Origin of the sequence: Bacillus pumilus (genome assembly GCF_900186955.1) — a bacterium.
GTDB classification, from domain to species: Bacteria; Bacillota; Bacilli; order Bacillales; family Bacillaceae; genus Bacillus; species Bacillus pumilus.
The window spans coordinates 3,781,491-3,806,298 of record NZ_LT906438.1; the positions used below are offsets into that span (position 1 = coordinate 3,781,491).

Annotated in this window: 23 protein-coding genes, 4 tRNA genes and 1 other annotated feature; of the genes, 5 read left to right on the forward strand and 22 right to left on the reverse strand. The window is 42.5% G+C overall.

Features of this window, described 5'->3' with window-relative positions:
* Window positions 1-124 precede the first annotated feature (124 nt).
* From CKW02_RS19740 to CKW02_RS19755, 4 genes are read right to left on the reverse strand one after another with little or no spacing between them, the layout of a single operon-like run.
* On the reverse strand, window positions 125-955 hold the full coding sequence (locus CKW02_RS19740) for an energy-coupling factor transporter transmembrane component T family protein (protein ID WP_003215200.1): 831 nt from the start codon (window positions 953-955) through the stop codon (window positions 125-127).
* The gene (locus CKW02_RS19745) at window positions 946-2,661 is read right to left on the reverse strand and encodes an ABC transporter ATP-binding protein (RefSeq protein ID WP_003214981.1); all 1,716 of its coding nucleotides are present in this window, start codon (window positions 2,659-2,661) and stop codon (window positions 946-948) included. Before CKW02_RS19745 ends, CKW02_RS19740 begins: the two co-directional genes overlap by 10 nt.
* Window positions 2,662-2,680: 19 nt before the next feature.
* Window positions 2,681-3,238, reverse strand: a complete 558-nt coding sequence (locus CKW02_RS19750) for an ECF-type riboflavin transporter substrate-binding protein (RefSeq protein WP_003214796.1) — start codon at window positions 3,236-3,238, stop codon at window positions 2,681-2,683.
* Between the two features lie 14 nt (window positions 3,239-3,252).
* Entirely contained in the window at window positions 3,253-4,113 is an 861-nt protein-coding gene (locus tag CKW02_RS19755) for an SAM hydrolase/SAM-dependent halogenase family protein (RefSeq protein WP_003214642.1), read from the reverse strand.
* Window positions 4,114-4,222: 109 nt separating this feature from the next.
* Window positions 4,223-4,493: a binding site (T-box leader), on the reverse strand.
* Window positions 4,494-4,685: 192 nt separating this feature from the next.
* On the opposite strand from CKW02_RS19755, the gene CKW02_RS19760 reads away from it, so the two are divergent.
* Both CKW02_RS19760 and CKW02_RS19765 read left to right on the forward strand, forming a co-directional pair.
* Complete coding sequence (locus tag CKW02_RS19760; RefSeq protein WP_003215033.1) at window positions 4,686-5,372, forward strand: ABC transporter permease subunit; 687 nt, start codon at window positions 4,686-4,688, stop codon at window positions 5,370-5,372.
* Window positions 5,373-6,254: an ABC transporter ATP-binding protein gene (locus tag CKW02_RS19765; RefSeq protein ID WP_003215070.1), complete on the forward strand. Its 882-nt coding sequence runs from the start codon at window positions 5,373-5,375 to the stop codon at window positions 6,252-6,254.
* A gap of 36 nt (window positions 6,255-6,290) precedes the next feature.
* Here CKW02_RS19765 and CKW02_RS19770 read toward each other — a convergent pair whose 3' ends face one another.
* The 11 genes from CKW02_RS19770 to CKW02_RS19820 all read right to left on the reverse strand — a co-directional run bounded on the left by CKW02_RS19770 (window position 6,291) and on the right by CKW02_RS19820 (window position 14,432).
* Window positions 6,291-6,758 (reverse strand): GNAT family N-acetyltransferase, encoded by a 468-nt coding sequence (locus tag CKW02_RS19770; RefSeq protein WP_003215047.1) that lies wholly within the window; start codon window positions 6,756-6,758, stop codon window positions 6,291-6,293.
* Window positions 6,759-6,827: 69 nt separating this feature from the next.
* Window positions 6,828-8,018, reverse strand: a complete 1,191-nt coding sequence (locus CKW02_RS19775) for a S1C family serine protease (protein WP_372706122.1) — start codon at window positions 8,016-8,018, stop codon at window positions 6,828-6,830.
* Window positions 8,019-8,096: 78 nt separating this feature from the next.
* The gene (locus CKW02_RS19780; protein WP_003214582.1) at window positions 8,097-8,891 is read right to left on the reverse strand and encodes an MBL fold metallo-hydrolase; all 795 of its coding nucleotides are present in this window, start codon (window positions 8,889-8,891) and stop codon (window positions 8,097-8,099) included.
* 6 nt (window positions 8,892-8,897) lie between these two features.
* The gene (locus CKW02_RS19785; RefSeq protein WP_095117928.1) at window positions 8,898-9,761 is read right to left on the reverse strand and encodes a two-component system regulatory protein YycI; all 864 of its coding nucleotides are present in this window, start codon (window positions 9,759-9,761) and stop codon (window positions 8,898-8,900) included.
* Window positions 9,748-11,127 (reverse strand): two-component system activity regulator YycH, encoded by a 1,380-nt coding sequence (gene yycH / locus CKW02_RS19790; RefSeq protein ID WP_003214749.1) that lies wholly within the window; start codon window positions 11,125-11,127, stop codon window positions 9,748-9,750. The genes CKW02_RS19785 and yycH overlap by 14 nt, the downstream gene beginning before the upstream one ends.
* Window positions 11,117-12,955: a cell wall metabolism sensor histidine kinase WalK gene (walK, locus tag CKW02_RS19795; RefSeq protein WP_003214777.1), complete on the reverse strand. Its 1,839-nt coding sequence runs from the start codon at window positions 12,953-12,955 to the stop codon at window positions 11,117-11,119. Before walK ends, yycH begins: the two co-directional genes overlap by 11 nt.
* Before the next feature lie 7 nt (window positions 12,956-12,962).
* Window positions 12,963-13,670, reverse strand: a complete 708-nt coding sequence (gene yycF, locus CKW02_RS19800) for a response regulator YycF (RefSeq protein ID WP_003215017.1) — start codon at window positions 13,668-13,670, stop codon at window positions 12,963-12,965.
* Between the two features lie 350 nt (window positions 13,671-14,020).
* Window positions 14,021-14,093: transfer RNA gene (locus tag CKW02_RS19805), tRNA-Phe, on the reverse strand.
* A 27-nt stretch (window positions 14,094-14,120) separates the two neighbouring features.
* Window positions 14,121-14,197 (reverse strand) — tRNA-Asp (locus tag CKW02_RS19810).
* Between the two features lie 81 nt (window positions 14,198-14,278).
* Window positions 14,279-14,350, reverse strand: a tRNA-Glu gene (locus tag CKW02_RS19815).
* A gap of 6 nt (window positions 14,351-14,356) precedes the next feature.
* Window positions 14,357-14,432, reverse strand: a tRNA-Lys gene (locus CKW02_RS19820).
* Between the two features lie 342 nt (window positions 14,433-14,774).
* Between CKW02_RS19820 and CKW02_RS19825 the strand changes: the two genes are divergently transcribed.
* Window positions 14,775-15,299 (forward strand): peroxiredoxin family protein, encoded by a 525-nt coding sequence (locus tag CKW02_RS19825; RefSeq protein ID WP_003214709.1) that lies wholly within the window; start codon window positions 14,775-14,777, stop codon window positions 15,297-15,299.
* A gap of 29 nt (window positions 15,300-15,328) precedes the next feature.
* Here CKW02_RS19825 and CKW02_RS19830 read toward each other — a convergent pair whose 3' ends face one another.
* The 4 genes from CKW02_RS19830 to CKW02_RS19845 form a co-directional block, all read right to left on the reverse strand.
* Entirely contained in the window at window positions 15,329-15,538 is a 210-nt protein-coding gene (locus tag CKW02_RS19830) for a hypothetical protein (protein WP_003215098.1), read from the reverse strand.
* Window positions 15,539-15,553: 15 nt separating this feature from the next.
* The gene (locus CKW02_RS19835) at window positions 15,554-16,687 is read right to left on the reverse strand and encodes a DUF418 domain-containing protein (RefSeq protein ID WP_003214724.1); all 1,134 of its coding nucleotides are present in this window, start codon (window positions 16,685-16,687) and stop codon (window positions 15,554-15,556) included.
* 135 nt (window positions 16,688-16,822) lie between these two features.
* Window positions 16,823-18,112, reverse strand: coding sequence for an adenylosuccinate synthase (locus CKW02_RS19840; protein ID WP_003214555.1), 1,290 nt, complete (start codon window positions 18,110-18,112; stop codon window positions 16,823-16,825).
* 216 nt (window positions 18,113-18,328) lie between these two features.
* The gene (locus CKW02_RS19845) at window positions 18,329-18,940 is read right to left on the reverse strand and encodes a TetR/AcrR family transcriptional regulator (protein ID WP_189286556.1); all 612 of its coding nucleotides are present in this window, start codon (window positions 18,938-18,940) and stop codon (window positions 18,329-18,331) included.
* Window positions 18,941-19,046: 106 nt separating this feature from the next.
* On the opposite strand from CKW02_RS19845, the gene CKW02_RS19850 reads away from it, so the two are divergent.
* Complete coding sequence (locus CKW02_RS19850; RefSeq protein WP_003215250.1) at window positions 19,047-20,252, forward strand: cytochrome P450; 1,206 nt, start codon at window positions 19,047-19,049, stop codon at window positions 20,250-20,252.
* A 32-nt stretch (window positions 20,253-20,284) separates the two neighbouring features.
* Here CKW02_RS19850 and CKW02_RS19855 read toward each other — a convergent pair whose 3' ends face one another.
* The 3 genes from CKW02_RS19855 to CKW02_RS19865 form a co-directional block, all read right to left on the reverse strand.
* On the reverse strand, window positions 20,285-20,698 hold the full coding sequence (locus tag CKW02_RS19855; RefSeq protein WP_003214623.1) for a VOC family protein: 414 nt from the start codon (window positions 20,696-20,698) through the stop codon (window positions 20,285-20,287).
* Between the two features lie 129 nt (window positions 20,699-20,827).
* Complete coding sequence (gene dnaB / locus CKW02_RS19860; RefSeq protein ID WP_095117971.1) at window positions 20,828-22,192, reverse strand: replicative DNA helicase; 1,365 nt, start codon at window positions 22,190-22,192, stop codon at window positions 20,828-20,830.
* A gap of 220 nt (window positions 22,193-22,412) precedes the next feature.
* Window positions 22,413-23,369 carry a DUF4885 family protein gene (locus CKW02_RS19865; RefSeq protein ID WP_003215035.1) on the reverse strand — a complete coding sequence of 319 codons (957 nt, stop codon included), beginning with the start codon at window positions 23,367-23,369 and terminating at the stop codon, window positions 22,413-22,415.
* A 108-nt stretch (window positions 23,370-23,477) separates the two neighbouring features.
* Between CKW02_RS19865 and CKW02_RS19870 the strand changes: the two genes are divergently transcribed.
* Window positions 23,478-24,335 carry a hypothetical protein gene (locus CKW02_RS19870; protein WP_003214534.1) on the forward strand — a complete coding sequence of 286 codons (858 nt, stop codon included), beginning with the start codon at window positions 23,478-23,480 and terminating at the stop codon, window positions 24,333-24,335.
* Window positions 24,336-24,808 lie beyond the last annotated feature (473 nt).

A 24,808-nucleotide genomic window follows, 5' to 3' on the forward strand; every position in this document is an offset into this window, starting at 1 on the left:
CAAGTGTTTCGCTCATTGTTCAATATAACCGATTTATTCACATGTTAATAGTCTTTTACCATTTTCCACACCTTTTATCCACAAACCAAACAAAAAAAGCCTCCACTCCTGTGAAGGCTTCCTTCTATAGAAACGGATTGTAAAATCTCGTTCCTCTAACAAATGTAATCACTAGCGACACGATCAGTACCGCCCCAACAAATATGAACGCCACATAATCTGCTTTTTGAAAGTCTTTCGCCGTAAACCATGTGCGCTTTTTATGCTTTCCAAATCCGCGCAGCTCCATCGCATTGCTGATCGTTTCAATCCGCTCTAGGCTAGAAAATATCAGCGGCATCACAATCGACAGCGCATTTTTGATCCGTTTCCCCAGTTTTTCATTCTTCGATAAATCAATGCCTCTTGCTTGTTGAGAAATTGCGATCGTTCGAAAATCCCGCTGAATGTCCGGAATATAGCGCAGAGCAATCGCTACAGCATAAGAAATTCGGTAGCTAACCCCGATTCGGCTGAGCGATGAGGCGAATTCACTTGGATTTGTTGTCACAATAAATAAAAGCGCTGCTGGCATCACGGTCACATATTTTAGCGTAATGTTCAATTGATAGAAAAGCTGTTCAAGTGTGACATTGTACCAGCCGGCAATGTGAAACAGCTCGTGCTTTGCTCCGTAGATGGCGACACCTTGCTGGGGCGCAAAGATGTAAATGGCGATGTTGTTGATCACTAGGAAAATCGCCAGGACGATCACCACGAAGGAGATATCACGAAATCGCACGTTCGATAGCTGAAAGAACACGATACTGGCAACTAGCATAAACACTAATACGCCTGTATCATACGTGAGCATCGCTGCGGATGACCAGAGGATAAAGCAAATGAGTTTGGTTGCCCCTGTCAGCCGGTGAATCGGCGACGGGCGATCGATATAGGACAGCATGTCTACAGCCATGTCATTCGTTCCTTTCTGTCAACCTCAATGAAGCGATCCACGAGTTCATTTGGATTTGGCCAGTCTGCTTTCAGCGCCAATTCATATAGCGATGTTTCCTTTAAGCTCGCCTTTTGAACAAGCAGCTGATCTGTCAGCACTTTGGCAGGTGTATCATCTGCGATTTTTTCTCCATCTGATATGACAATGGTTCTTGTTGTGTATTCGAGCATCAAATGCATGTCATGGGTGATCATCAAGATCGTGACACCCTGCTGATTTAATTGCTCTAAAAACGTCATCATCTCTGTGTAATGTCTAAAATCCTGTCCAGCAGTTGGCTCATCTAAAATGATGATTTCTGGCTCTAATACAAGAATAGATGCAATGGTGACGCGCTTTTTCTGTCCAAAGCTGAGAGCAGAAATCGGCCAGTTCCGAAATGGGTATAAGCCGCATACTTTTAAGACTCGCTCCACCCGTTCCTTGATATCGTCTTCCTTTACGCCTCTTAAAACGAGACCAAATGCGACTTCATCAAAAATCATTTGTTTAGAAATCATTTGATTTGGGTTTTGCATGACGACGCCGATTCGTTCGGAGCGCTGTTTGATGGTGTCTCCTGTGATGTCATCACCATTTAGATGAATGGTCCCTTTTGTTGGCTTTTCAAACGCGCAGAGCACCTTGGATAGTGTTGTCTTGCCTGCGCCATTGGCTCCAGCGATGCTGATCATTTCTCCTTTTTTGACGGTAAAAGAGATGTTGCTCAGCGTGTTTGGTCTTGTCGGATAGTGAAAGCTCAGTTCACGTACTTCTAGTAAATCCTGCGCTGCATTTTGCTCGACTGATGGCTCAGACGCTTCCATCCACTGCTCGATTTTCATTTTTTCCTCATCATTTAAGGTAAGATGCTGTAAATTCGCGATCTGATCTCCTGCTTCAACCGGAATGCCTGCATATTTCATAGCCTTTACATATAAAGGCTCACGTAAATACGCCGCTTCTAATACATTTGAGGCAAGCAATTCATCTGGTGTCATATCCGCTGCTATCGTGCCGTCATTGACGACGATGATGCGATCCACCTGGCGGAAGAGGACGTCCTCTAATCGGTGCTCGACCATCACGACGGTTTTTTTCGTTTGTTTTTGTAGTCGATCAATGAGATCGATCACTTCTTTACCTGTTGCGGGGTCAAGGCTTGCAAGTGGTTCGTCAAACAGCAAAATGTCGACATCGTTGACAAGTACGCCTGCGATGGCGACACGTTGTTTTTGACCGCCTGAGAGCTCATGCACGGACGATGCCAGCTTGCCGTCTACCTCTGTTAATCTTGCTGCTTCCTCGACACGTGTTTTCATTTCTTCGCGTGTGACTTGATCATTTTCAAGTGTAAATGCGATGTCTTCTCCAACGGTCAGCCCGATAAATTGTCCATCAGGGTCCTGAAGTACCGTTCCGACAAGCTGTGAAAGGGAGAAAATGTTCTCTTTCTCTGCATTTTTCCCGCCGATGTGAAGACTTCCTTCCATAGAACCTTTATAAGACGCAGGAACTAGCCCATTGATGCAATGGGCTAGTGTGCTTTTTCCCGATCCAGACGGGCCTGCGATGAGGACTTTTTCGCCTTCATAGATGGTCAGGTTGATATCTTTCAATGTCGGTTCTGCCTGACTGCGATATTGGAATCCGAAGTGTTCGAATTGAATCATCGGTTTCTTCATTTATGTGTTCCACCTTGCTTCATGATGTTTCTTTCGATAGACTGCCGCTTTTGCTTCTCGTTTTTGCATAAGCTGCAATGATGATGGTTCCTAGTACACCGATCGTGATGATGTTCGATAGACCTGCAACAAACCCTTGGAAGAATGCTTTGTTTACTGGTTCAGCATAAATAGCTACATCAAGAGTTGGTGCAATAACAAACCAGCCAAGTGCCTGCACACTTATTTGTACTGCATTGAAGAATGCGATCTTTTTCCAACCGAACTCTCCCTCTTCTACTTTTAAACGATTTGAAATGAAACCGATCATCAATCCTACAAAACCTGAAACGATAATCCAGCTCCACCAAGGGCCGAATGTGGTGGCATCTTTAATAAGATGACCAATAAACCCAATCAGTGCGCCTGCAACAGGACCAAATAGCACGGCCATTAATGCAAGGAATGCATACGATGTTTCAATTTGTGTATTCGGAATCCCAGTTGGAATGGAGACGAATCGTCCTAAAATGACAAAGACGGCTGCACCAATTCCGATGGCAACGACAGTTTTCGTTGAAAGTTGTTTACCTGCCATGATGTATCCTCCTCTTATTCGTATATAATGCGCGGAGCTTTGCGAATCGAAAGGCGCCAGCCTGTGCCTGTACCGATGTTATAAGCCTTTGCAAATGACCCTTGATTGATCGCCACGCCTAAATGATCGAGTGAATTGACATATACGAGTGGTTCGCCTACCTTTAAATCGGCAAAAGATCGTCCATAGGTCATGATATTTTTATACACATTTTTTGGCCCGTTGGCAATGGTAACTTCTATTGCATCACCGTAATTAATTGAAAGTTGTTCAAATAACGTGTGATGAATGTTTGTCCAGAGGTTTCCGAATCTCACGTCTAAAATATCAATCGTCCCTGTGATGACCTCTTCTTTCGCATAAGCCTGTACGACTGGAAGGTGAATAATATCATCAATATCCGCCTTTGGCCCAACCTCTTCAAAAGAAATCACACCTGAAGCGATTCTCGCCCCTGTATACGCGTAAATATCTCTCCCGTGGAATGTATGTGATTTTCCCGACTTCGGCAGCCGGTTAATGGTTTCATCTAAATAACGGGCTTCTACTATGCCAATATCCTGCGCGACGTGCGTGAGTGTCCCGTTATCTGGGGTAATGATGTAGTGCGGGCTTGTGGTTTTGACGACAAGACTCTTTCTTTCTGATCCTACGCCTGGATCAACAACGGAAACGAAAACTGTCTCTTCCGGCCAGTATGTGACGGTTTGGAGCAGGCGGTAAGATGCCTCCCAAATGTCATACTGCGGAATATTGTGTGTTAGATCAAAAAGGCGGATGCTGCTGCTGACCGTATTTGCCACTCCGTACATGGCACTGACTGCTCCATCATCAATACCGAAATCTGATTGTAAAACCAATGCATGTTCACTCATGTCAATCTCCCTTTCATTTGAAAAAATGGATGTGGTGTTTCACGTGGAACATTTGAACATTTGTATGAAAAAAGTGGACAATAAAAAATACCCCATCCTTATCTTGAATCATAAGGACGAGGTATTTGTCTCGTGGTACCACCTTTATTTACTGTTTGCTCGCGCTAAACAGCCTCTACAAGTACAAAGCTCCAATCTGGCTCATATACTGTGGTTTTGATAACGAGTACCAACTCTCGTCGTGTCCTACTAATATCATAGATATGTTCAGCACGAGGCTCAGAGACCATTTTTCGAATCATTATTTTTGCTTCTTTTCAGCTGCCGAAGCTCTCTGTGGAAAAATTGATGATTGTACTTTCTCTCGTCATTGCCTGTTTAACTATCTTGAATTAAAGCTATCATACATGATGTTTTTTGATAAATCAAGATATTTTTCTGAACATTTTCAAAAATGAGTCAACTGGTGTTGAAAGAGTCTTCTTTTTATAAAATTTAAACAAATGTTAAAGAGCAAGATATGGTGTCTTTCCTTTCTAGCGGTATAATAAAGATGAAGGGAGGTACAGCGTGTGTGGACCATCTGTATGAATGAGTTTAAGCAGCTCTTCAAAAGCACAAAATCTATTTTAACAATTGTTATTATTTTCATTTTATCTACTTTTGTTTCAACTCTACCGTTTATTGCTGCTCATCAGGACAAATGGGAGGCAAAGGATCCTTATTCCATTGGGAATGAACTGGTGATGTCGTTATTTGGTTTCTTCCTTATTTTCTTATTGTCTCACGATATTTTAAGCCGAGAAATTCATTTGAAAACCATTCGTTTTCTCGTCAGTAAAACCACTCGTTTGAACATTATTATCGGGAAATATCTTGGACTGATGCTGTTTTGGCTTAGCTGTATCATGACGACATACGTACTGAATATGGTGATTTCACATCGTTTCCTGTTCTCTGATGCGTTAAAAATCTTAACCTTTATCAGTGTCGGTATCTCATGTGCTTTATTTTTGTCCATGCTCTTTCCAACCCCACAGAAATCAATGTTTGTTGGGATGTTGTTTTCCTTTCTTTTCCCAATCGTCAGTATGATATCTGTTCTTTCTTCAGAACGATTGATTCATTGGTTCCAATATATGACGCCTTATTATTATGTGCGCTTGAGTGAGCCGCTGACCTATATACTCTTGAATACAGCATTGACCGTTATCTTACTCATTGGAACAGCACTCCTATTTCAAAGGAGGGATGTCTAAATGCTACATACAAAAGAACTCACAAAAAAATACCGGACAAAAGTCGCGATAGATCACATTACCCTTGATGTCAATCAAGGTGATATTTTCGGGCTCATTGGACCGAAGGGTTCTGGTAAGACGACGTTTTTCAATATCATTACGGGAATTTCCCGGCAAACCTCTGGGACGTTCACGATGATGGATATGCCTTCATTAAAAAAGGTGAGGCAACATATCGGTGTTCTGCCTGAATATACGGATTTATATGAAGGGCTTACGGCACTTGAACATATTGCCTACTTATCAAAAATCACCGGGACGCGCCAGAAAACGAGTGATTATGAAGAACTGCTCGAATTTGTCGGCTTAGATCACTATCAGCAGGAAAAGGTCGGTTCCTTCACACCTGGTATGAAGAAACGGCTCGGCATAGCGCAGGCTATCGCCCATCGACCCGAATTTATTTTACTCGACGAGCCTTTTGCTGATATTGACGCAGATTCAATCTTGCACATCCAGCAGGTCATTGACACGTTAAAATATGAAGGGAAAACCGTCTTATTAACGGCTGACCACCCAAGGTTCACAAATAGTATTTGTACAAAAACTGCTTTTATTTCTGAAGGAAAATTAGTGTCCCCCCATACACATCCTCAAGAGAAAACCATCACATCCTCAAACATACGTGCAACCTTCAAGCATGCGTGGATTGATGATGAGGTGAAGCCTGTTCTCACACAGTACTTACAAACTGTTGGAACAGATCTTGTGATCAGTGATGACGAGACCTCATTGTTGATTCGTTCAGAAGCCCAAGTCCCATCGATCATCCGCGCTTTCGTGAAATGCAAAGTTGATTTATACAGAGTTACGGCTCAAGATGCCATGAGTTCCTCATAAAAAAGCACCGCATGCGATCCGCACGGTGCTTCTTCTTTATGATAAAGGTTTACTCATATAGATTCCAGTTTCTGCAAATCCCGTCTTCTCATACAGTGAACGGGCAATTTGATTATGAGCAAAGACATGAAGCGAGAGTTTCTGCACTCCTAATGACTTTGCTTGCTCCTCTAATGCAGCAATGGCCTGCTTTGCAAAGCCTTTGCCTCGATAGGCTTCGAATAAAATAAAGTTATAAATGAATCCTTCCTGCTGAGGGTGATTCGGGTCATAACAAAGCCAAACCCAGCCAATCGCTTCTTCCCCATTTAAGAAATTCCATAGCTCATGATGCTCTGTCTGTAGACCTTCGGGAAGTAGCCGATCAAATTGTTCTTCGGCGTTTGCAAGTGATTCTTCCTTCTCCCAAGTCCCTGCGAGTACCTTTTCTTCTGCGTACCGCTGAATGGCCTTCTCCATCAATACATCGTAATCTGTTTGTGACATTGGTTGTAGTGTAACCAATCGTACCGCCCCCTTTCCTCCATCATATGATGAGCATGCAAAAAAAAACCAGTCCCATCAAGGAACTGGTTAGCCACCGAATCGGTCGGTTTGAGAAAGTTTGATCTCTACAGATTTTTTCTTTCCACTTCGGTAAAACTGCACCTTTACCTTGTCGCCGACTTTCTTTTGATATAAATACTTACGAAGGTCTACGATATTCTGTACACTCTTGCCATCAAAGAAAGTGACGACATCCAGCTCTTTTAGTCCCGCTTTTCCTGCCGGAGACAAAGGCTCGACACTCATCACGACAACCCCTGATGTGACGTTAGACGGCAGCTTCAACGTTTCCTGCCAGTGATAGCTCGCAATATCTGCTAAAGACTTCATGCCAACGCCTAGATACGGACGCTTCACTTCTCCGTATCGCTCTAAATCTTCTATGACAGGGATGACGAGGTTTGCCGGGATAGACAGCCCGATGCCTTCTACCTCTGATTCAGCAATCTTCATTGAGTTGATACCGATCACTTTTCCGTCCATATTGATCAAGGCACCACCGCTGTTCCCTGGATTGATGGCGGCATCTGTTTGCAGTACTTCCGCATTCCAATCCGCCTGTCCGTCTCCATTCGAGTCTACAGGAATCGCACGTTCCGTTCCTGAAATGACACCTTGTGTGACAGAGCCTGCGAATTCAAGCCCTAAAGGATTTCCAATGGCGATTACAGGCTCACCGGGCTTCACATGGTCTGAATTACCGAAGGCTGCGGTTTGCTTGATCTTATCACTTTTGACGGTGAGAACCGCTAAATCCATGAGCTGATCACTTCCGACAAGATTTGCTCCAATTCTTGTCCCATCCTGAAGACTCACTTCAAGCTGATTGGCACCTTTGATGACGTGATGGTTGGTCACAATATAAAAGGTGTCACCCTTTTTCTTATAAATCACACCTGACCCGCTGCCTGCCTCTCCGCCTTCTTCCCAAAAGCTCGACTTTTGGATATTAATGACGCCGACAACCGTATCCGACATATTCGATACGACTTTTGTGACCGCATCATTGACGTTCACATTGACGGTCTTTAAAGGGCCCTGTGCTGCTTGCCCATCTCCGTTCTGCTGCCACCCAAAGGGACTGCCGCTCTGTCCTGATACATAGGGGAAAAAGAATCCCATTAAAAAAGCTCCTACCAATACACCGATCAGACCAGATAGGAAATATCCTTTTCTGCTTCGTCTCGGCTTCCACTCTACATCGCGATAATCCACTATGTTTCCTTCCTTTCAGTGAATAGATGATGTATATAGTGTTGGTAAGAAGCTCTTATCTTAATCATACGATTGTAAAAATCATACGGCGCAAAGCGGGGTTGCTTTTTTCGGGTCCGTATCATATAAATCAAAGCCATCCCCGACAACAAAGCCTTTCATCTCAAGCGTCTGCTGGACCGCCATACGGGCTAAATCCTTCATGTTGTTGTCTTGACTCAAATGAGCCAAGTAAATGCGTGAGGTGGCATCTCCAATGACATCTGTCATCGCAAGAGCCGCATCTTCATTTGATACATGTCCGACATCGCTCAAAATTCTGCGCTTAATGCTCCACGGGTATCGGCCCATTTGCAGCATACCGACATCATGATTGCTCTCAAATACAAATGTATTGGCTGACTGAATGATCCCTTTCATACGATCACTCACATAGCCTGTATCCGTCATTAGGGCAAGTTTGCGCCCGCCATAATGGAACACGTAAAACATGGGCTCAGCCGCATCATGTGAGACGCCAAAGGACTCAACATCGAGACCGCCAAAGGATTGGACGGTTTCCATATCAAAATGGAATTTTTGCTCTATGTCAACCTTCCCGATATGAGTCTCCATCGCCTTCCATGTTTTCGCATTTGCATAGACAGGGAGCTTGTACTTTCTTGCCATGACACCAAGCCCTTTAATATGATCTGAGTGCTCGTGTGTCACAAAAATGCCGTCCAAGTCCTCAGGCTTGCGGTCGATTTGACCAAGCAGCTCGACCATCTGTTTGCCGCTTAAACCAGCATCGACCAAAAAGGCATGCTCGTCTGTTTCTAAATAAAAAGCGTTCCCCGTACTTCCGCTCGCTAGTACACTGAACTGCAAGCTCATGTTCTCTCACTCCATTGAAGATTTGTCATCTTTCTCTATATGATCAAGTGTTGAGCCATCAATGGCATTGATCAAATATTCTTCTTCTGTCTTTTTCTTTGAACTAGCTGATACGCCTTCAAGCTCGACTCGCCATACAGGCACCATGACCTGCGTGCTTGCACCTGGGTATTGCGTATAGTAGCCCAGCTCTACCTTTTTCACGGTCGTGTTTTGGCTCAGCATGTTTTGCGTATATAAATCCTTCACAGTTTCAAGCGCTGGCACTAGGGTTTCTTTTCTCACTTCATTAATCGATGTCACCATCGACTGCTGATACGATACGACCTCGTTTTTATCATTTAGATCTAGGGTGATTTTTCCGATGGTTTCGGAGTCATCAAGCCCCTCTTGGAAAATGTATTTCCCTTTATACGTTTGGAAAAAGACGATTTTCCCTGTCTCTTCATCAATACTCCACAGCTTATAATTCTTCCCATCCAGCAAACGCTGGTTCACAAGGTTTGCCGCCGCTGTTTTCATATCTTTTTTCGGCAAGGCCACTGGTTTATTGAAAGTCATTTCAAGCAGCGTGACAGGATCATCTTTGTCTCTTTTCGGGAATGTGCTTTTCGCCTTTTGATCAGCTAATTCGTCAACATCCTTTTTCGTATATTGCTTCTTTTCAGCTGTAATGCGATAGCCAATCTTCGCTTCATCTGATAGATTGCCATATTTGATCCCGTCTGCCTTCATTTCTTCCGGCGTATCCGTTTTTTCGATAATCGCAAAATGATCGGTTGATCGTTTTTCAAAGTATTGAAAACCTAGAAAGATATCGAGAACGAGAAAGGCTAGGATAAAGATCGTTTTGGTCTTATTCCACTCCATGATTCTCGCTCCCCTCTGTCAACAAATCATGCGATAGAATCACGGTTTTGCCATTGTATTTCATGCACCATACTGGCTCCAGCCAGACAAACATCGCTTGATCTTGATCTGATGGGGTGGAAGCAGCTTGATAAGCCGGGAAAATTTGTTCAATTTTCTCAAGGTCATCATATTTCGTCTGCTTGACGATTAAGTCTTTCAACTCTGTCCCATTCATCAGCTTGACCTGTTCGCTCTGACTCGCTTTGTTGCCTAGAATATAGTTTGGACGCTTGTAATTCAAGATGTCGTCATTCGCCCACTGTACTTCAAGAGAGGTCATCCCAAATGGGTGCTTTGTACTGTTGACGATCGGTAGGCCATCCATAAACATATTAAAGGAAAGCTGCTGGTTGCTATTGATGCCAAAGTATTGATAGTCATCGGTAAAGCTTCCCGTATCATTGAAATACTTCACACTTCGCTTGATCAAATCGCCCGTTTGGAAAACGGTGCTGCTGTTGATATTGCGATGTTGATATTGGATGCGGTGGTCTTTTTGATTGGCTTCAAGGCGGCTTGTGCCATCTGTGTACACCGTTCGGTTTAAATTAGACTCCTCGCCGACTAGACTCGGATCCGTAAACAAAGCGTCCTTGAATTTGCTTGTCTTAATCGTTTCGATAAAGAACATTTTTGCTTCAAGCTGCTTTTGCTTTCTCGGAAGGAGGAAATCTCGTTTCGAATTCGCTGAGAATGTATAGAGATCATAGTGCGGCATCTCGTTTTGAGCGGCTGCGATACTGTCCATGAGATTCCGATAGTTAGCGGATTCTATTGTCAGCTCAAGCACCGTTTCCTTGCTGTATGAAACCAAATAAACTTTCTTATTGGCCTTGTCCTGCTGGGAGAACGGCACAATCATCCGGTCAAACGAATTGTATTCAATGGACTTATTCGGCCATTTAAACAACGCTTGGAAAATATCAATCGGAATCGGGTCATTGAACACAAGATCCAATGTCTTCCCCTGTCCTCCGCTTCCATAGAAGAAATTCTTAAATTTCTGCTCCGAATATTGATCTGACACATCCGAAATCTCTTTCACATCCCAAAGGCTCACATCATTCCAGAAGTTTTGAAAGAGTTCCTTTTGATCCACTTTAAAATGCTCCCCATTTGAATGGATGAACATCTCCCGCGGCTTCACGACATCAATGAGGCTTCTAGGCTCATCGCTTGATATCTTCTTCGTTTCCACGACCTGAGTGCCGGCATCTGCCTGGTCCTGCATGACGGGCTGGAACATCCAAATATTCCACGTAAACACAAGACTGATCGCAATTAGGATTGTCAATATTATGGTTTTAAAGGTCTCACGCTTCATCCCAATCATCCTCTTGTTCTTCATTGTACGGAAGGGTAAAGGTCACTGTTGTTCCTTTTCCTTCAATGCTGTCAGCCCAAATATCTCCGCCATGAGCCTGAACCATTTCTTTTGCAATCGCAAGGCCTAGGCCGGTTCCGCCAAGTTTTCTTGTTCTCGCCTTATCCACTCGATAAAAACGTTCAAAGATTTTATCCATATCCTTCTTCGGAATACCGATCCCTTCATCTTTGACGCTGAATAATACAAGGCCATTCTCCTCATCCAGATCAACGGTAAACGTGATATGTCCACCCTCTGGAGAGTATTTCATAGCATTGGAAATGATATTATCGAGCACCTGTGTGATTTTATCTTGATCGATTTCCACATATATTTCACGCTGCGGAAGATTGCGGATAAAATCGACATGCTGCTCTTTCGTCATTTCAAAACGATCAATGACCAATGAGATAAACTTGATAAAATTCGTCCACTCACGGTTGAATTGATAATCCTTGCTATCGAACTTAGACAGCTGCAGCAGGTCATTAACAAGCCGGATCATACGCTCTGTTTCATTTTGTGTAACACTGAGGAACCTTGGCGCAAGCTCTTTATCACCAATTGCGCCTTCAGCCAGTGCCTCAAGATAGCTTCGCATCGTCGTCAGCGGTGTGCGCAGTTCATGTGATACGTTTGCGACGAATTCACGGCGTTCTGCATCAATTTTCTCCTGCTCTGTGACGTCGTAAATGACCGCAATTAAACCATCAATCTTCCCGTGCTCTTTCTGAATCACTGAGAAATTTACACGCAAAACAGACAGCTGATCTTCGCGTTCGATTTCTATCAGCATGGAATCTTGATTTTCGACTAAATCTTCAAAGGTATGCGTGTCCTCGAGGCCCAGTAAGGACGTGATCGGCATCTCTAGTGCTGTTTCACGTGAAACATTTAACAGCTCTAATGCGGGGCTGTTTAATAGAATAATCGCACCGTTTTGATTCGTTGCGATGACGCCATCCGTCATATAGGCAATGACCGAAGAAAGCTTTTTCCGCTCACCCTCCGTCATCAGCTGCGCTTCCTCCAGCTCTCTCGTCAGATGGTTAAAGGTTGTCGCAAGCTGGCCAATCTCATCATGTCCATACTTTCGGACCTTTCTGGAAAAGTTCCCTTTGGCGAGCTCTATCGCTTGCTTTCTCATATCCGAGATTGGGTGTGTAATGGTTCTGAATATGAATATACCAAGTAGAGCGGTTATCCCAAGGGCGAGCAGCGTTCCCGTTGCCAAAATCGTATTAATGGTTCGCATTTGGTTAAAAACACTTTCCATGGATGAGACCACATAAATGACACCAACGGTTTCTTGGTTCTCATTTTTCACGGCTGTCGCTGATATGCGGACTCGTTTATTCGATTCTGGGTCATAGAATTTTTTCTCGTAGTCTTTGCCTACTGCGAAAATACGGCTAATGATTTGATCTGTGATTTTCTTGCCGGCAATCTCCTGACTGCCGTTATTCACAGAGGCAATCACCTCTCTGCTTCCGTCAATATAGCTGACTTCAGAAATTTCATTAGACTCATCTTTGTTGTTAAAGTCGTTTAATATCTTTTGAGCATCCTCTTTTAATTCTGCCTTGCTTTTCGATGAATCTTGTTCTAGGTAATACGATAACGAGTAGATTCGCTGATTCAAGGAATTATCATATGAATTAATTAAGGACTGCTCTAGCTGCTTCACAAAGTACACGCCAATGATCTGCATGGCGACGATGATCAGCAGCACGTAAATTAAGGTCAATTTAAAGTGAATCGAGCGAAAAAAACCTACTTTATTCATAAGAATCTTAGTCCTGCTCTGGGTTTCTTAAATAGTAGCCGACGCCTCGTCTTGTCACGATCCAGCTCGGGTGGCTAGGGTTGTCTTCAATTTTCTCACGAAGACGGCGGACGGTGACGTCTACTGTACGGACATCCCCGAAGTAATCGTAGCCCCATACGGTTTGCAGCAAGTGCTCACGTGTCATAACCTGTCCGATATGTTTCGCTAAGTAATGAAGCAATTCGAACTCACGGTGTGTCAATTCAATCGTTTCCTCGCGCTTAGACACCACATACGCATCTGGATAAATGACAAGTGATCCAATTTCAATATCATTTGATTCAGATTCTTCCTCTGTCTGCGGTGTAGCAATTTGTCTTCTTAAATTCGCTTTCACACGGGCAAGCAGTTCGCGCGTGCTAAATGGCTTCGTCACATAATCATCTGCGCCAAGCTCAAGACCGATGACTTTATCAATTTCAGAGTCTTTTGCTGTCAGCATGATAATCGGCATGTCATATTTCTTTCTCACTTCACGGCATACCTCAACGCCATCTTTGTTCGGTAGCATAATGTCGAGCAGAATAATGTCCGGTTTGATTTCTTCTACCATTTCAAGGGCTTCATTGCCGTCATATGCACAATGAACCTCATAGCCCTCTTTTCTTAAGTTAAACTCCAATATATCAGCAATCGGTTTTTCATCATCTACGACAAGAATCTTTTTTTCCATTGTGATTTCCTCCTGCATTTTTAGCATCTATGTCATTCCATTTTTGCATGTCTCATCAGACCTTTTTCATTTGAGCAAAAAAGGTTCACTGTCTATTATAACGTTTTACGTGGCAAAGATAAAAATAATAACGGCTTTCTTTTCTAGCAATCGTTGGATAGGAAGACGATACTCAAAAAAATGATGGTTTTTTTCCTTTTTTATTGAAACTTTTCCAGTCACTGATCGTCTATATAGATGTAACGTCTTCTTCTTATGGAGCCGGGCCCTACCTAGGTCCGGCTTCTCCCTTTTTATGCCTTCTTTTCATAAAATAAAAACGCACCTGCGATTGCAGATGCGTTTGGAAGTGGCTCGGGACGGAATCGAACCGCCGACACACGGATTTTCAGTCCGTTGCTCTACCAACTGAGCTACCGAGCCATCATCAAAAAGATGAATAAGTATAAATGGCGGTCCGGACGGGACTCGAACCCGCGACCTCCTGCGTGACAGGCAGGCATTCTAACCAACTGAACTACCGGACCTCAGTAACTTGCCCGAAAAAGCAATCGTGGTGCTCTTCCAAGCAAGTGAGGAAAAATTAGCTTAACGCTAAAGTAAATCAATGACCCGTACGGGATTCGAACCCGTGTTACCGCCGTGAAAGGGCGGTGTCTTAACCGCTTGACCAACGGGCCAATACATGGTGAGCCATGAAGGACTCGAACCTTCGACCCTCTGATTAAAAGTCAGATGCTCTACCAACTGAGCTAATGGCTCTCGGTTTGTGAAAAGTAATTCTGAAGAAGTTGTATTGCGTCAAACCAATCGCTTTAAAAAAGCTGGAACATCGCATCCTAACAAGTTTCAGAGACCTTTGCAACAACGAGATTTATAATATCATAGAGTAATTACATATGGCAATACGTTTTTCGACATTTTTTTAAAAAAAGTGTCGGATTTGAAATCTCCTGCCAAATCCCTTCTACTTGCAACCGCCTTCATTTTCACTGCCTCTTTTCATGACCTCTGCCTATTCAAGCACATAGAAACGTTTTAGACCGCCCGAAATTGGTTATACATGAAACAAGTGACATTGTGATTGAAAAAGGAGGAAGCAGTATGAGTTCATTCAAATTAGGAGATAAAATGCCCAATTTTTCACTTCCAACCATTCAGGGCGAACATATTGATTTTCACAAACATTTAGAGGAGCATCAAAGCTGGCACCTCATCGTCTTCTTTAGAGGCTCATGGTGCCCAGTATGTGTAGAAGAATTGAAAGAGCTCGAACAGCAGCAGCCATACTTTCAAGACAAGGATATCCACTTAATGGCGATTTCAACGGATCATTCTGATGACTTGAAGGAATTTGCCGATAAAGAAGGACTATCCTTCCCAATCATGTCTGACAAGGACCTCACTTCATTAAAAGCATATGAAGTCCACTATCACGGAGAAGATGCTCCTTATGAAGATCACGGAGTGCACGGGGAACCTGCCTATTTCTTATTAAACGAAAAGGGCCAAGTCCTCTATCAGCAAAGACAAACAAGTCCGTTTGGCAGACCGCATGCCAACGAACTGCGCAAAATCATTCAGTACATCCGCAAAAACTTAAAAGGCCAATATAAAAGCGTGAAATAAGAAAGAAGCCCTCATGACGAGGGCTTCTTTTATGAATTCCTTTTATGATATATCCAGTCTGCGACGAAAAACACAAGAAGACCCGACATGAGAATCACAAAAGTGACGGGTGGTTTATCATCTTGGAAATAAGAGTACAGCGAATGTCCTCCTAATGCGAGAAGATAAAAGATAAATGCCGGCCCAGCTGCTTTATGTGCATTCGCTTGTTCTTTTTTCGTACTTTTTTTGAAAAACATTGTAACGATTCCCCTTTATGCTGCTTTCTTCTTCGTCACCCGGCGAAGTGCCTGCGAACGAATATATTCCATTGGACCAATTCTCCAAACCTTTAGACAACATGCTGATATGGCGATTTGCAGAAGAGAAATGAGCAGCCATGCCAATACGATAAGAGGGGCGTTGATTTGCCCGCCAAGACCCAATCCCCAGCTATAAAAAAGAACCGAGCAGATGACATTTTGCAGGATGTAACAGCTGAGCGCCATTTTCCCTACATATTCAAACCAATTCCACATGAACCATGACTCCGTGTGAGCCAAGAGCTTCGCAATAACAGCGATATAGAAAAGAGAGAGGAATGGCGAAAACGCATAGCGCACAACGAATTCCACTAGTTCGTTCGGAACGAAGACAAGTGCATTCAGCGGCAAACCCACCCACAGACCGATTCGGAATAATCTTTTCCGTAGAGATTGCCCGCGTTCGTTTGCATAAAAAACACCGGCTCTCATCATCCGCACACCTAATAAAAACAGAAATGTGTTCATTGGAATGATAAAGATCGCTTCCCCCCGGTACATGAAAAAGTGTTGTAATCGTTCTTGAACCTGTGAGATCCATGTCTCTGGTAGTTGCTCTTCCAGCGCCGGTTCACTGCTTTGATCATACGATTCTGTTTCCATTTCAGAGAGGGCGAACACCATCAGACAGGACAGAACAAGCAGATGAATGACTCCAGAGAAGATCATGCCTCTTTTGATACGCTTGCTCCCTCCTCGCACAATAAATGCCACAAGCAAACCGGTGACAGCGTAACTCATGAGCACATCATATTCCATCACAAGTGCAAAATGGACAAAGCCTTCGATAAATAAAAATAAAAGAATCCATAAATATGTACCCGGCCAAGGCGTGTTTTTTCTTTTGGCCTGCTGGTATTTGAGCTCTAGCCCTACACCGAACATGATAGTGAGCAGCGAGAGCATTTTCCCATAGACGAACATGGAAACAAGGCTTTCTAGAAAACTGCCATTCTCATATTCATCTGCAATCTGATCTGTCGCAAAGGTATCCCCTGCATAGGCAAAAAACCAGACGTTCGTTCCCAATGTGCCTAATATGGCGAAACCTCTTAAAATATCTAATAATCTTATTCTTTCTTTCACTAGAACGCTCCTTCCCCCTATACAGTTATCATATTTTGGTAATGATCGGAAGCTTGTTCTACTGAAATTAAGAAATTTTTAAACAAAAAGACACCAGTAAAATGTGAATTTTACTGGTGTCTGATCAGTCTATGATTATGGACGGTACACGCTGCGGACAACGTTCGTTTGTGAACGATCTGGTCCGACTGAGAAAATGGAAAGTGGAATACCTGTTAATTGTGAAATACGCTCTAAATAATGACGGGCATTTTCAGGCAGTTCGCTTAAATTCTTCACGCCTGTAATATCCTCTGTCCATCCTGGCATTTCTTCGTAGACAGGCTCACATTTCGCTAATTCTTTTAGACTTGCTGGGAATTCTTCTGTGATTTCTCCGTTCAATTTATAAGCGACACAGATTTTCAATGTTTCAATCCCTGTCAATACATCAATTGAGTTAAGAGATAGATCTGTAATCCCGCTCACACGGCGAGCATGTCGGACAACAACACTGTCAAACCAGCCAACACGGCGCGGGCGTCCAGTTGTTGTACCGTATTCACGGCCAACCTCACGGATTTGATCGCCAATGTCATCATGGAGTTCTGTCGGGAATGGGCCATCTCCAACACGTGTTGTGTACGCTTTTGACACGCCGACCACATGTTGAATTTTCGTTGGTCCTACACCAGAACCAATCGTCACTCCTCCAGCCACTGGATTAGATGACGTAACAAATGGATATGTCCCTTGATCGATATCAAGCATCACACCTTGTGCTCCTTCAAATAGCACGCGGCGGCCTTCATCTAGTGCGTCATTCAAGACAACAGATGTGTCCACGACATATTTTTTCACTTGCTGACCATATTCATAATACTCGTCTAAAATATCTTCAATCTTGAAGCCTTCTGAGTCGTACATTTTCTCTAAAAGACGATTTTTCTCTTCTAGATTACGTGCAAGCTTCTCTTCAAATACTTCACGATCTAATAGATCTGCGACACGGATACCGATACGAGCTGCTTTGTCCATATAAGCTGGTCCGATTCCTTTTTTCGTCGTACCGATCTTGTTAGCCCCTTTCCGCTCTTCTTCTACCTCGTCCAATTTTAAATGGTAAGGCAAAATAACATGGGCTCTATTGCTGATTCTGAGGTTATCTGTACTCACATTCCGTTCGTGAAGATACGCAAGCTCAGTGACCAACGCTTTAGGATCAACCACCATTCCATTACCGATGACACAAGTTTTTTCTTTATAAAAAATACCGGACGGAATGAGGTGTAGCTTGTAAGTCACTCCATCAAATTTGATCGTGTGACCTGCATTGTTTCCCCCTTGATAACGGGCAATCACCTCTGCATTTTCTGAAAGGAAATCGGTAATTTTCCCTTTCCCTTCGTCACCCCACTGCGTACCTACTACGACTACTGAAGACATATCGTGCACCTCCGTTAACCTTTCAAAACGTTATCTCTTTCAAACACATTTATTTTATCAATGCAAAACGAAAAAGTCAACGCGAAATCCGAACATTAATATCTCGAAATCAAATTTTGTTCGTTTTAAATATGAGAAAAAGCGCTTTAATCACTTCTTCAGCGCTTAAAAAGGGAGATTTTGAGTAAAAACAACAATTTTGATTATTCTTACTTTCTATTGATTTTCAATTAAATGAATCATAGAGCTTGCCATAAAATCAGGTGAGTACGGTCTCCCTGTCCTCAGCCACCATTCAGCTGTTCCAACATAAGCCGAAATGACGAATTGCTTCTGCATGTCGATAGGAACGAGATGCGGATCAGGCTTTGAGCCTGCAACCCCCTTTACCCCCAAAGAAAAGCTTTCTTCAAAAAAAGCACGAACCGTTCCATGAATATTGAGCTCTCGTCCTCGCTTCAAGAGAATTTGATACTCCTCTTCGTGTTCTTGCAAATGCTGATAAAATCGAAAAATATACACATATGCCGCATGCTCTTTTTCCAAATTACCTTCTTGTACAGGCGCAAAAATGGCACATTTCATCACATCAAACATCTCATCCATCACCTGCTGGGCAAGATCAAATTTATCCTCATAATGCTGATAAAAGGTCGTGCGGTGGATGCCCGCCACTTTCGTCAAATCCTGTACAGAAATTTTCCCCCATTCTTTCTCGCTTAATAACTGAAATAATGCTTTTCTTAATTGCTGCTTTGATTCCGTTGCGCGCTTATCCCCTCTGTAGCAGTCCGCCACAAGCCGCTCTCCCCTTCCTATTTTCTTCAACAGATTTCGCTTTTCTGTTGGTTGAATCCTCCAGGCTGATGAATTAACTTTAATCTAACACAATGAAAAAAAGGAAGCATCTGACAACCTATAAGGAGTGATGATCATGGAAACAACAACCCCAAGTGCCGTGCAAAAAACGTTATTAAGAGGAAAAAACAAGCAGGACCCGTATCACCCATTTGATTGGTATGCCAACATGCGCCAGACATCACCTGTTCATTTTGACGAAGCCAGCCGAACGTGGAGTGTATTCACCTACGAGGAAGCAAAGCGTGTGACAATCGATAAAGATACCTTTTCGAGTCAGCCTCCTAAAAACCAGCGGAAGCATTCACTGATGAAAACAATGGTGATGATGGACCCTCCCAATCACACTCGTATCCGCTCCATTGTCAGCAAAGCCTTTACTCCTCGAGTCATGAAATTGTGGGAGCCTCGTATTCAAGAATTGATGGATGAACTCATGGCACAACTTGAAGGAAAAAAAGAGATTGACCTAGTGCAAGACATCTCTTATCCGCTTCCTGTCATTGTCATTGCAGAACTTTTAGGTGTGCCGTCAGAGCATAAACAATCCTTTAAAGAATGGTCAGATATTCTCGTCAGCATGCCTAAAAGTGAAAATGAGGAGGATGTAGCTGAATGGCAGAAAACACGTGACAAAGGAGAAGCTGACATGATGGCGTTTTTTGCAGACACCATTGAAAAGAAACGTCACAACCTCGGTGATGATTTGATTTCCCTCATTATTCAAGCGGAGGAGAATGGAGACAAACTGTCAGCGGATGAACTAATTCCATTTTGTAATCTTCTTCTTTTAGCCGGCAACGAAACAACTACCAACTTGATCTCCAATATGATCTTCAGCTTGTTAGAACAGCCGGGTGCGTATAAAGCGCTCGCCCAATCACCTGAACTCATCCCACGTGCAGTGGAGGAGGCCGTCCGTTTTCGTGCACCAGCTCCTACAATCGTCCGTTATGTCACAAAAGATACAGAGCTTGGAGGAGAAGTGTTGAAAAAGGGAGACAATGTGATTGTGTTTCTTGCTTCCGCCAACCGAGATGAGCGTCAATTTTCAAACGCACACGAATACGATATACACCGCCATCCTAATCCTCATATTGGTTTCGGGCACGGCATCCATTTCTGTCTTGGCGCACCACTCGCACGTCTTGAAGCATGTACAGCTATAAAGACTTTAATCGAACGATATGAGGCGTTAGAGCTCCTTTCTTACGTTCCGATGACAAGCAGCAGCATGTATGGACTGAAAGAACTGAAACTGCGCGTCACGCCTCGTTCATAACAGAAAAGACTCCCGGGCATGGGAGTCTTTTTTTAAACGGGGGTGATTCCATCTGTGTTCATGAGCACAATGCGATACCCATCTGGGTCTTCAATGGTTGCTCCTCCCCGTTCCCAATATGGATTTGTAGAGGTGACTTGCCGTCCGCCAAATGAGATCAACCTCTCTTTCATTTGCTGAAATTCCTCAGCATTTGGAATATAGAACACAAGAAGCTGTTCTGGATGCGGGGAGGGCAGACTTTCTTCTTCTTCATGCTTCGTGATTTCTAGATGAACATGCTGATGAGGAAGTCCCAGCATGACGCCGTCATATCCTTCATGCTGATCAAACGAGCCTATTCGTTTGAGCCCTAAGCCTTCTTCATAAAAGGACACAACCTCTTCCATGTTGACGGTTGGGCGTGCGATGCGTAATTGAGCGGCTTCGAACTGTTGAAATTTCATCAGTCATCACTCCTTTTCTCCTTTTAGTATACGATTTCTTTGTCTTTCTCTCCTCCTCATTTCGACCGTTTTTCAATCATTCTTTCGATGTAGATCCATCAAAAAAAGCCCAGCTTCTTGAGCTGGGCTTTAAGCACCGGGCGGAACACCCGCATCGTCAAATCTTCTTTCCAGGTTGACGAATTTGTTATATTCTTTGACGAACGCCAGTGATACTGTACCAACTGGACCGTTACGTTGTTTGGCAATAATGATTTCAATAATGTTCTTATTCTCTGATTCTTTGTCGTAGTAATCATCACGATAAAGGAATGCCACGATATCGGCATCCTGCTCAATACTTCCTGATTCACGAATATCAGACATCATCGGACGTTTGTCCTGACGCTGCTCTACTCCACGTGAAAGCTGAGACAAAGCAATAACTGGAACTTCAAGCTCCCTTGCCAGTGATTTTAATGCCCTAGAGATTTCAGAAACCTCTTGCTGACGGTTATCGCTTGATCGTCCGCTCCCTTGAATGAGCTGTAAGTAGTCAATCAGGATCATGCCAAGACCGTTTTCTTGCTTCAAGCGGCGGCATTTCGAGCGAATTTCACTTACTCTGATTCCAGGTGTATCGTCAATGAAAATCCCACTATTTGATAGCGAGCCCATCGCCATTGTCAACTTGCCCCAGTCCTCTTCTGTCAGATTACCGGTTCTTAGGTTCTGTGCATTAATATTCCCCTCTGCACAAAGCATACGCATGACGAGCTGCTCAGCCCCCATCTCTAAACTAAAGATGGCGACACTTTCGTCCGTTTTGGTCGCAACATTTTGTGCGATGTTCAATGCGAAGGCTGTTTTCCCTACTGATGGACGAGCCGCTACAATAATTAAGTCATTTCGCTGGAATCCAGCTGTCATCCGGTCAAGCTCGGAGAAACCTGTTGGAATCCCTGTGATATCGCCTTTTCGGTTATGAAGCTGTTCAATATTATCATATATCTGAACAAGCACGTCCTTAATGTTTTGGAAGGCTCCTGAGTTTTTACGCTGCGCCACTTCCATAATGGTCTTTTCAGCATCACTCAACAGATCCTCTACTTCATCCTCACGCGTGTATCCATCCTGTGCAATGGTTGTCGCCGTACGGATCAGACGTCTTAAAATTGATTTCTCTTCTACAATTTTTGCATAGTATTCAATGTTTGCGGCAGTTGGGACAGAGTTCGCAATATCGGTTAAATACGAAATCCCGCCTACCTCTTCTAGTAAATCTGTATTGGCCAGTTCAGAAGTCACCGTAACAAGATCGACCGGTTCCCCTCTATCACCAAGTACAAGCATCGCATTGTAAATCTTTTGATGCGACATTCTATAGAAATCCTCTGGAATTAATACTTCAGAAGCGAGCGTAAGCGCAGATGGTTCTAAAAAAACAGCACCTAATACGGCCTGCTCGGCTTCTATATTTTGCGGCGGCAGCCGGTCATCGAGAAGTTCCGTCATGCCAAGCACCGTCCTTTCATAAAAAAATACGCTACTCATCATTTTAACATTTTCATCAATAAAAAAGTGAAAAACATCGACTATAGTCAAAATTACCATGAGGATGTTTCGTTGAACAGCCAACCAACGCATCTCAATAGAAAAGACCCTGTAACATCAATTGTTATAGAGTCCTTCATTGCCGCTAATGGGATTTGTATCTGTTACCGTTCACATGTTGTTAATCGATCGTTTTCTTCACTCCATAATTTTCTTTTTGCCCAATGTCATGTAAAGACCCGTTTTGATAACCAATGGATAACACCAAATCGGGAATAGAATCAAACCCGTTTTTCGCTAGATCAAACAGCTGTGCTCCGTAATGTGAAGCGGCAATACGTGCATGTTCTGCTGTGTATGGATTTTTCAGGAGATCTTCTTTGTATATATCAAAAATATTCGTCCCTTTATCGGTTACAAATTGACCGTTTACAATACTTAAGTCTTTTAAATTGTAGCCTGTCACCGTTTTGATTTGATTCACAAGGTGGAATTTAGCAAGAGAATCAGGCGTGAATTGAGTAGAATCATCATTTCTACTTTTCATAATATGGAAAAATAATTCTCTTGTATTGTTGCTTGTATTTAATAGGTCTTCTATTTGTTTAGTCAGCGATTCATCTGTTGATCCACCCACCACTAATTTGAAATGATTTGGGTCGATGGTAAAAGTTAAATTCATGTTCTTAGGAATGGTTATACCATTTTTAGAGAACAAATCTTGCAATTGTTCGTTGACCTTTTGTCGGTTGAATATTTTCTTTTCTACGCTTTCTTGGGTAGGATCGTACCGTTTTTCGTTACGGAAGATGGCGTCATTAAAGTCATATTGCCCACCCTTATTATTTCTTGCCCAACTCATTTCCATAGTGTACGCAGCTTCTCTTTCAGACTTGGTTAGATCACTTCTGAAATAAGAGGAGTATGGATTTCTATACTTATTATATATGTGGTCTTGAGGATCACTGAATCTTTTATTTTGTTCATTAATTTTTTGATATTTCTCATCAAGTATCTTCATTCGTTTATCTGCTTCGGTCATCGTCTCATTTGTACTTTTAATAGTTGATTGATTTTTCGAATCCATTTCTTTATGAGTGTTTGAAGTAGCTGTCCTGTATGACGTATTAATATTCATTTAGATTCTCCTTTTTGAAAAATTAGTGATTATTAAATATATCGGCAATTCAGTTAAAATTTGTTAGTTTTGATCCGATATAGTAATTATTACAAGGAGGGTTAAAATATGACAAATACTATCTTCAAACGTTTTTTATTACCTGCATTATTATTAGTGCTTGTTACTAGTTTTTTTGCACCTAATTCAGCAGAAGCAGCGATTACAGGAAATAACAGTCCTAACACAGCAAGCTCAATGGGCTATTGGAAATATAGTCGTCCAGATACGACAATCTTACCTGAAGGTGAAAATGAAGCGTATTATCAGTTCACGATCAATAAGGGTGAAAGGGTTTATGTGCGAAGCTCATATGATAAGAAATATACAGGTATGAAAATAGAAGTGTATAATTCTAAACAATCTACTACAGGGTCCGAGGTTATGAATCCTGATTCAATTACACCATTTATTTTTGCTAATACTGGTGACGTTACTTCAACTTCAGAAACTTATTTTGTGAAAGTGACCCGTGGTACATATACAGGGAATATGTACTTTACTGTTTCCATTCAAGATCGAATTAAATCTGGAAATGGGACATTCAACTTTACGGGAGCCGCTACCAACTTGGGAAATACTTCTTTGAATTTTTTAGGAGTTGATTCTTCTGTCATTACAATGGATTTAACTAATCATACGGCTATTCCCCGAAGTGCAATCGTTAAATCAATATCAACAACTAGTACCCAATCGCCTAACCAAGGAAATGTCACGCACAAGCTGATGGCTGATGAAAACAAGATTTGGAACGAATCCATTGTTTCATCTGCAACAAGTGGTTCTTACCGTATTTCTCTGGAAAATCAATTAAAAGTCGCGCAAAAGTGGAGCTTCAAGTACAATGCAAAGGCTACAGCGAGATCTACTATGAGCAATGTCAAAGCCGATATCCGTTACGAATATGATGTCACAGATGGATTCTAATTTAATGGTGTTTACAGACTTGTACACCAATTGACCAAAAAGTAAGGGGACAACCCTTACTTTTTTTAATTGTATAATTCGCACTCTAAAAAAAGCTAAGCATAATATTGAATAAGTTTTGAGATATGAGATCACCAACTTTTCGCAAAATCCTCCTCTTTTTCCCTAAAAATACAAGTGAGTCTATAGACTTATTTTTTCTCAAAATCTTTTCGAGAAGAAAAACCTATATTTATTCCTGTATCAAACAGAAGAAAATGGTAAAAATTCCGAGGCAGTCAAGGTCTTTTGACATTTCTCCTATTTTTAAATGACAAGGTCCGATATTCCCTATTTCAAATCATTTGTTAGTGAGTTAGTCCTTTATTTTCTGAATATTGGGATAAAAAAATCAAATACACAACTTTATGAACATTTGACTTCATAATTGATAACCATTATCATTTGTTTTGCTTGCGGATAGTTGAGAATCA

Excerpts from the sequence above, each read along its gene's own strand:
- CKW02_RS19740 (WP_003215200.1), bottom strand. The coding sequence starts at position 955 with ATGGCTGTAGACATGCTGTCCTATATCGATCGCCCGTCGCCGATTCAC.
- CKW02_RS19745 (WP_003214981.1), bottom strand. The coding sequence starts at position 2,661 with ATGAAGAAACCGATGATTCAATTCGAACACTTCGGATTCCAATATCGC.
- CKW02_RS19750 (WP_003214796.1), bottom strand. The coding sequence starts at position 3,238 with ATGGCAGGTAAACAACTTTCAACGAAAACTGTCGTTGCCATCGGAATT.
- CKW02_RS19755 (WP_003214642.1), bottom strand. The coding sequence starts at position 4,113 with ATGAGTGAACATGCATTGGTTTTACAATCAGATTTCGGTATTGATGAT.
- CKW02_RS19765 (WP_003215070.1), top strand. The coding sequence starts at position 5,373 with ATGCTACATACAAAAGAACTCACAAAAAAATACCGGACAAAAGTCGCG.
- CKW02_RS19780 (WP_003214582.1), bottom strand. The coding sequence starts at position 8,891 with ATGAGCTTGCAGTTCAGTGTACTAGCGAGCGGAAGTACGGGGAACGCT.
- CKW02_RS19785 (WP_095117928.1), bottom strand. The coding sequence starts at position 9,761 with ATGGAGTGGAATAAGACCAAAACGATCTTTATCCTAGCCTTTCTCGTT.
- yycH (WP_003214749.1), bottom strand. The coding sequence starts at position 11,127 with ATGAAGCGTGAGACCTTTAAAACCATAATATTGACAATCCTAATTGCG.
- walK (WP_003214777.1), bottom strand. The coding sequence starts at position 12,955 with ATGAATAAAGTAGGTTTTTTTCGCTCGATTCACTTTAAATTGACCTTA.
- yycF (WP_003215017.1), bottom strand. The coding sequence starts at position 13,670 with ATGGAAAAAAAGATTCTTGTCGTAGATGATGAAAAACCGATTGCTGAT.
- CKW02_RS19825 (WP_003214709.1), top strand. The coding sequence starts at position 14,775 with ATGAGTTCATTCAAATTAGGAGATAAAATGCCCAATTTTTCACTTCCA.
- CKW02_RS19830 (WP_003215098.1), bottom strand. The coding sequence starts at position 15,538 with ATGTTTTTCAAAAAAAGTACGAAAAAAGAACAAGCGAATGCACATAAA.
- CKW02_RS19840 (WP_003214555.1), bottom strand. The coding sequence starts at position 18,112 with ATGTCTTCAGTAGTCGTAGTAGGTACGCAGTGGGGTGACGAAGGGAAA.
- CKW02_RS19850 (WP_003215250.1), top strand. The coding sequence starts at position 19,047 with ATGGAAACAACAACCCCAAGTGCCGTGCAAAAAACGTTATTAAGAGGA.
- CKW02_RS19855 (WP_003214623.1), bottom strand. The coding sequence starts at position 20,698 with ATGAAATTTCAACAGTTCGAAGCCGCTCAATTACGCATCGCACGCCCA.
- dnaB (WP_095117971.1), bottom strand. The coding sequence starts at position 22,192 with ATGACGGAACTTCTCGATGACCGGCTGCCGCCGCAAAATATAGAAGCC.
- CKW02_RS19865 (WP_003215035.1), bottom strand. The coding sequence starts at position 23,369 with ATGAATATTAATACGTCATACAGGACAGCTACTTCAAACACTCATAAA.
- CKW02_RS19870 (WP_003214534.1), top strand. The coding sequence starts at position 23,478 with ATGACAAATACTATCTTCAAACGTTTTTTATTACCTGCATTATTATTA.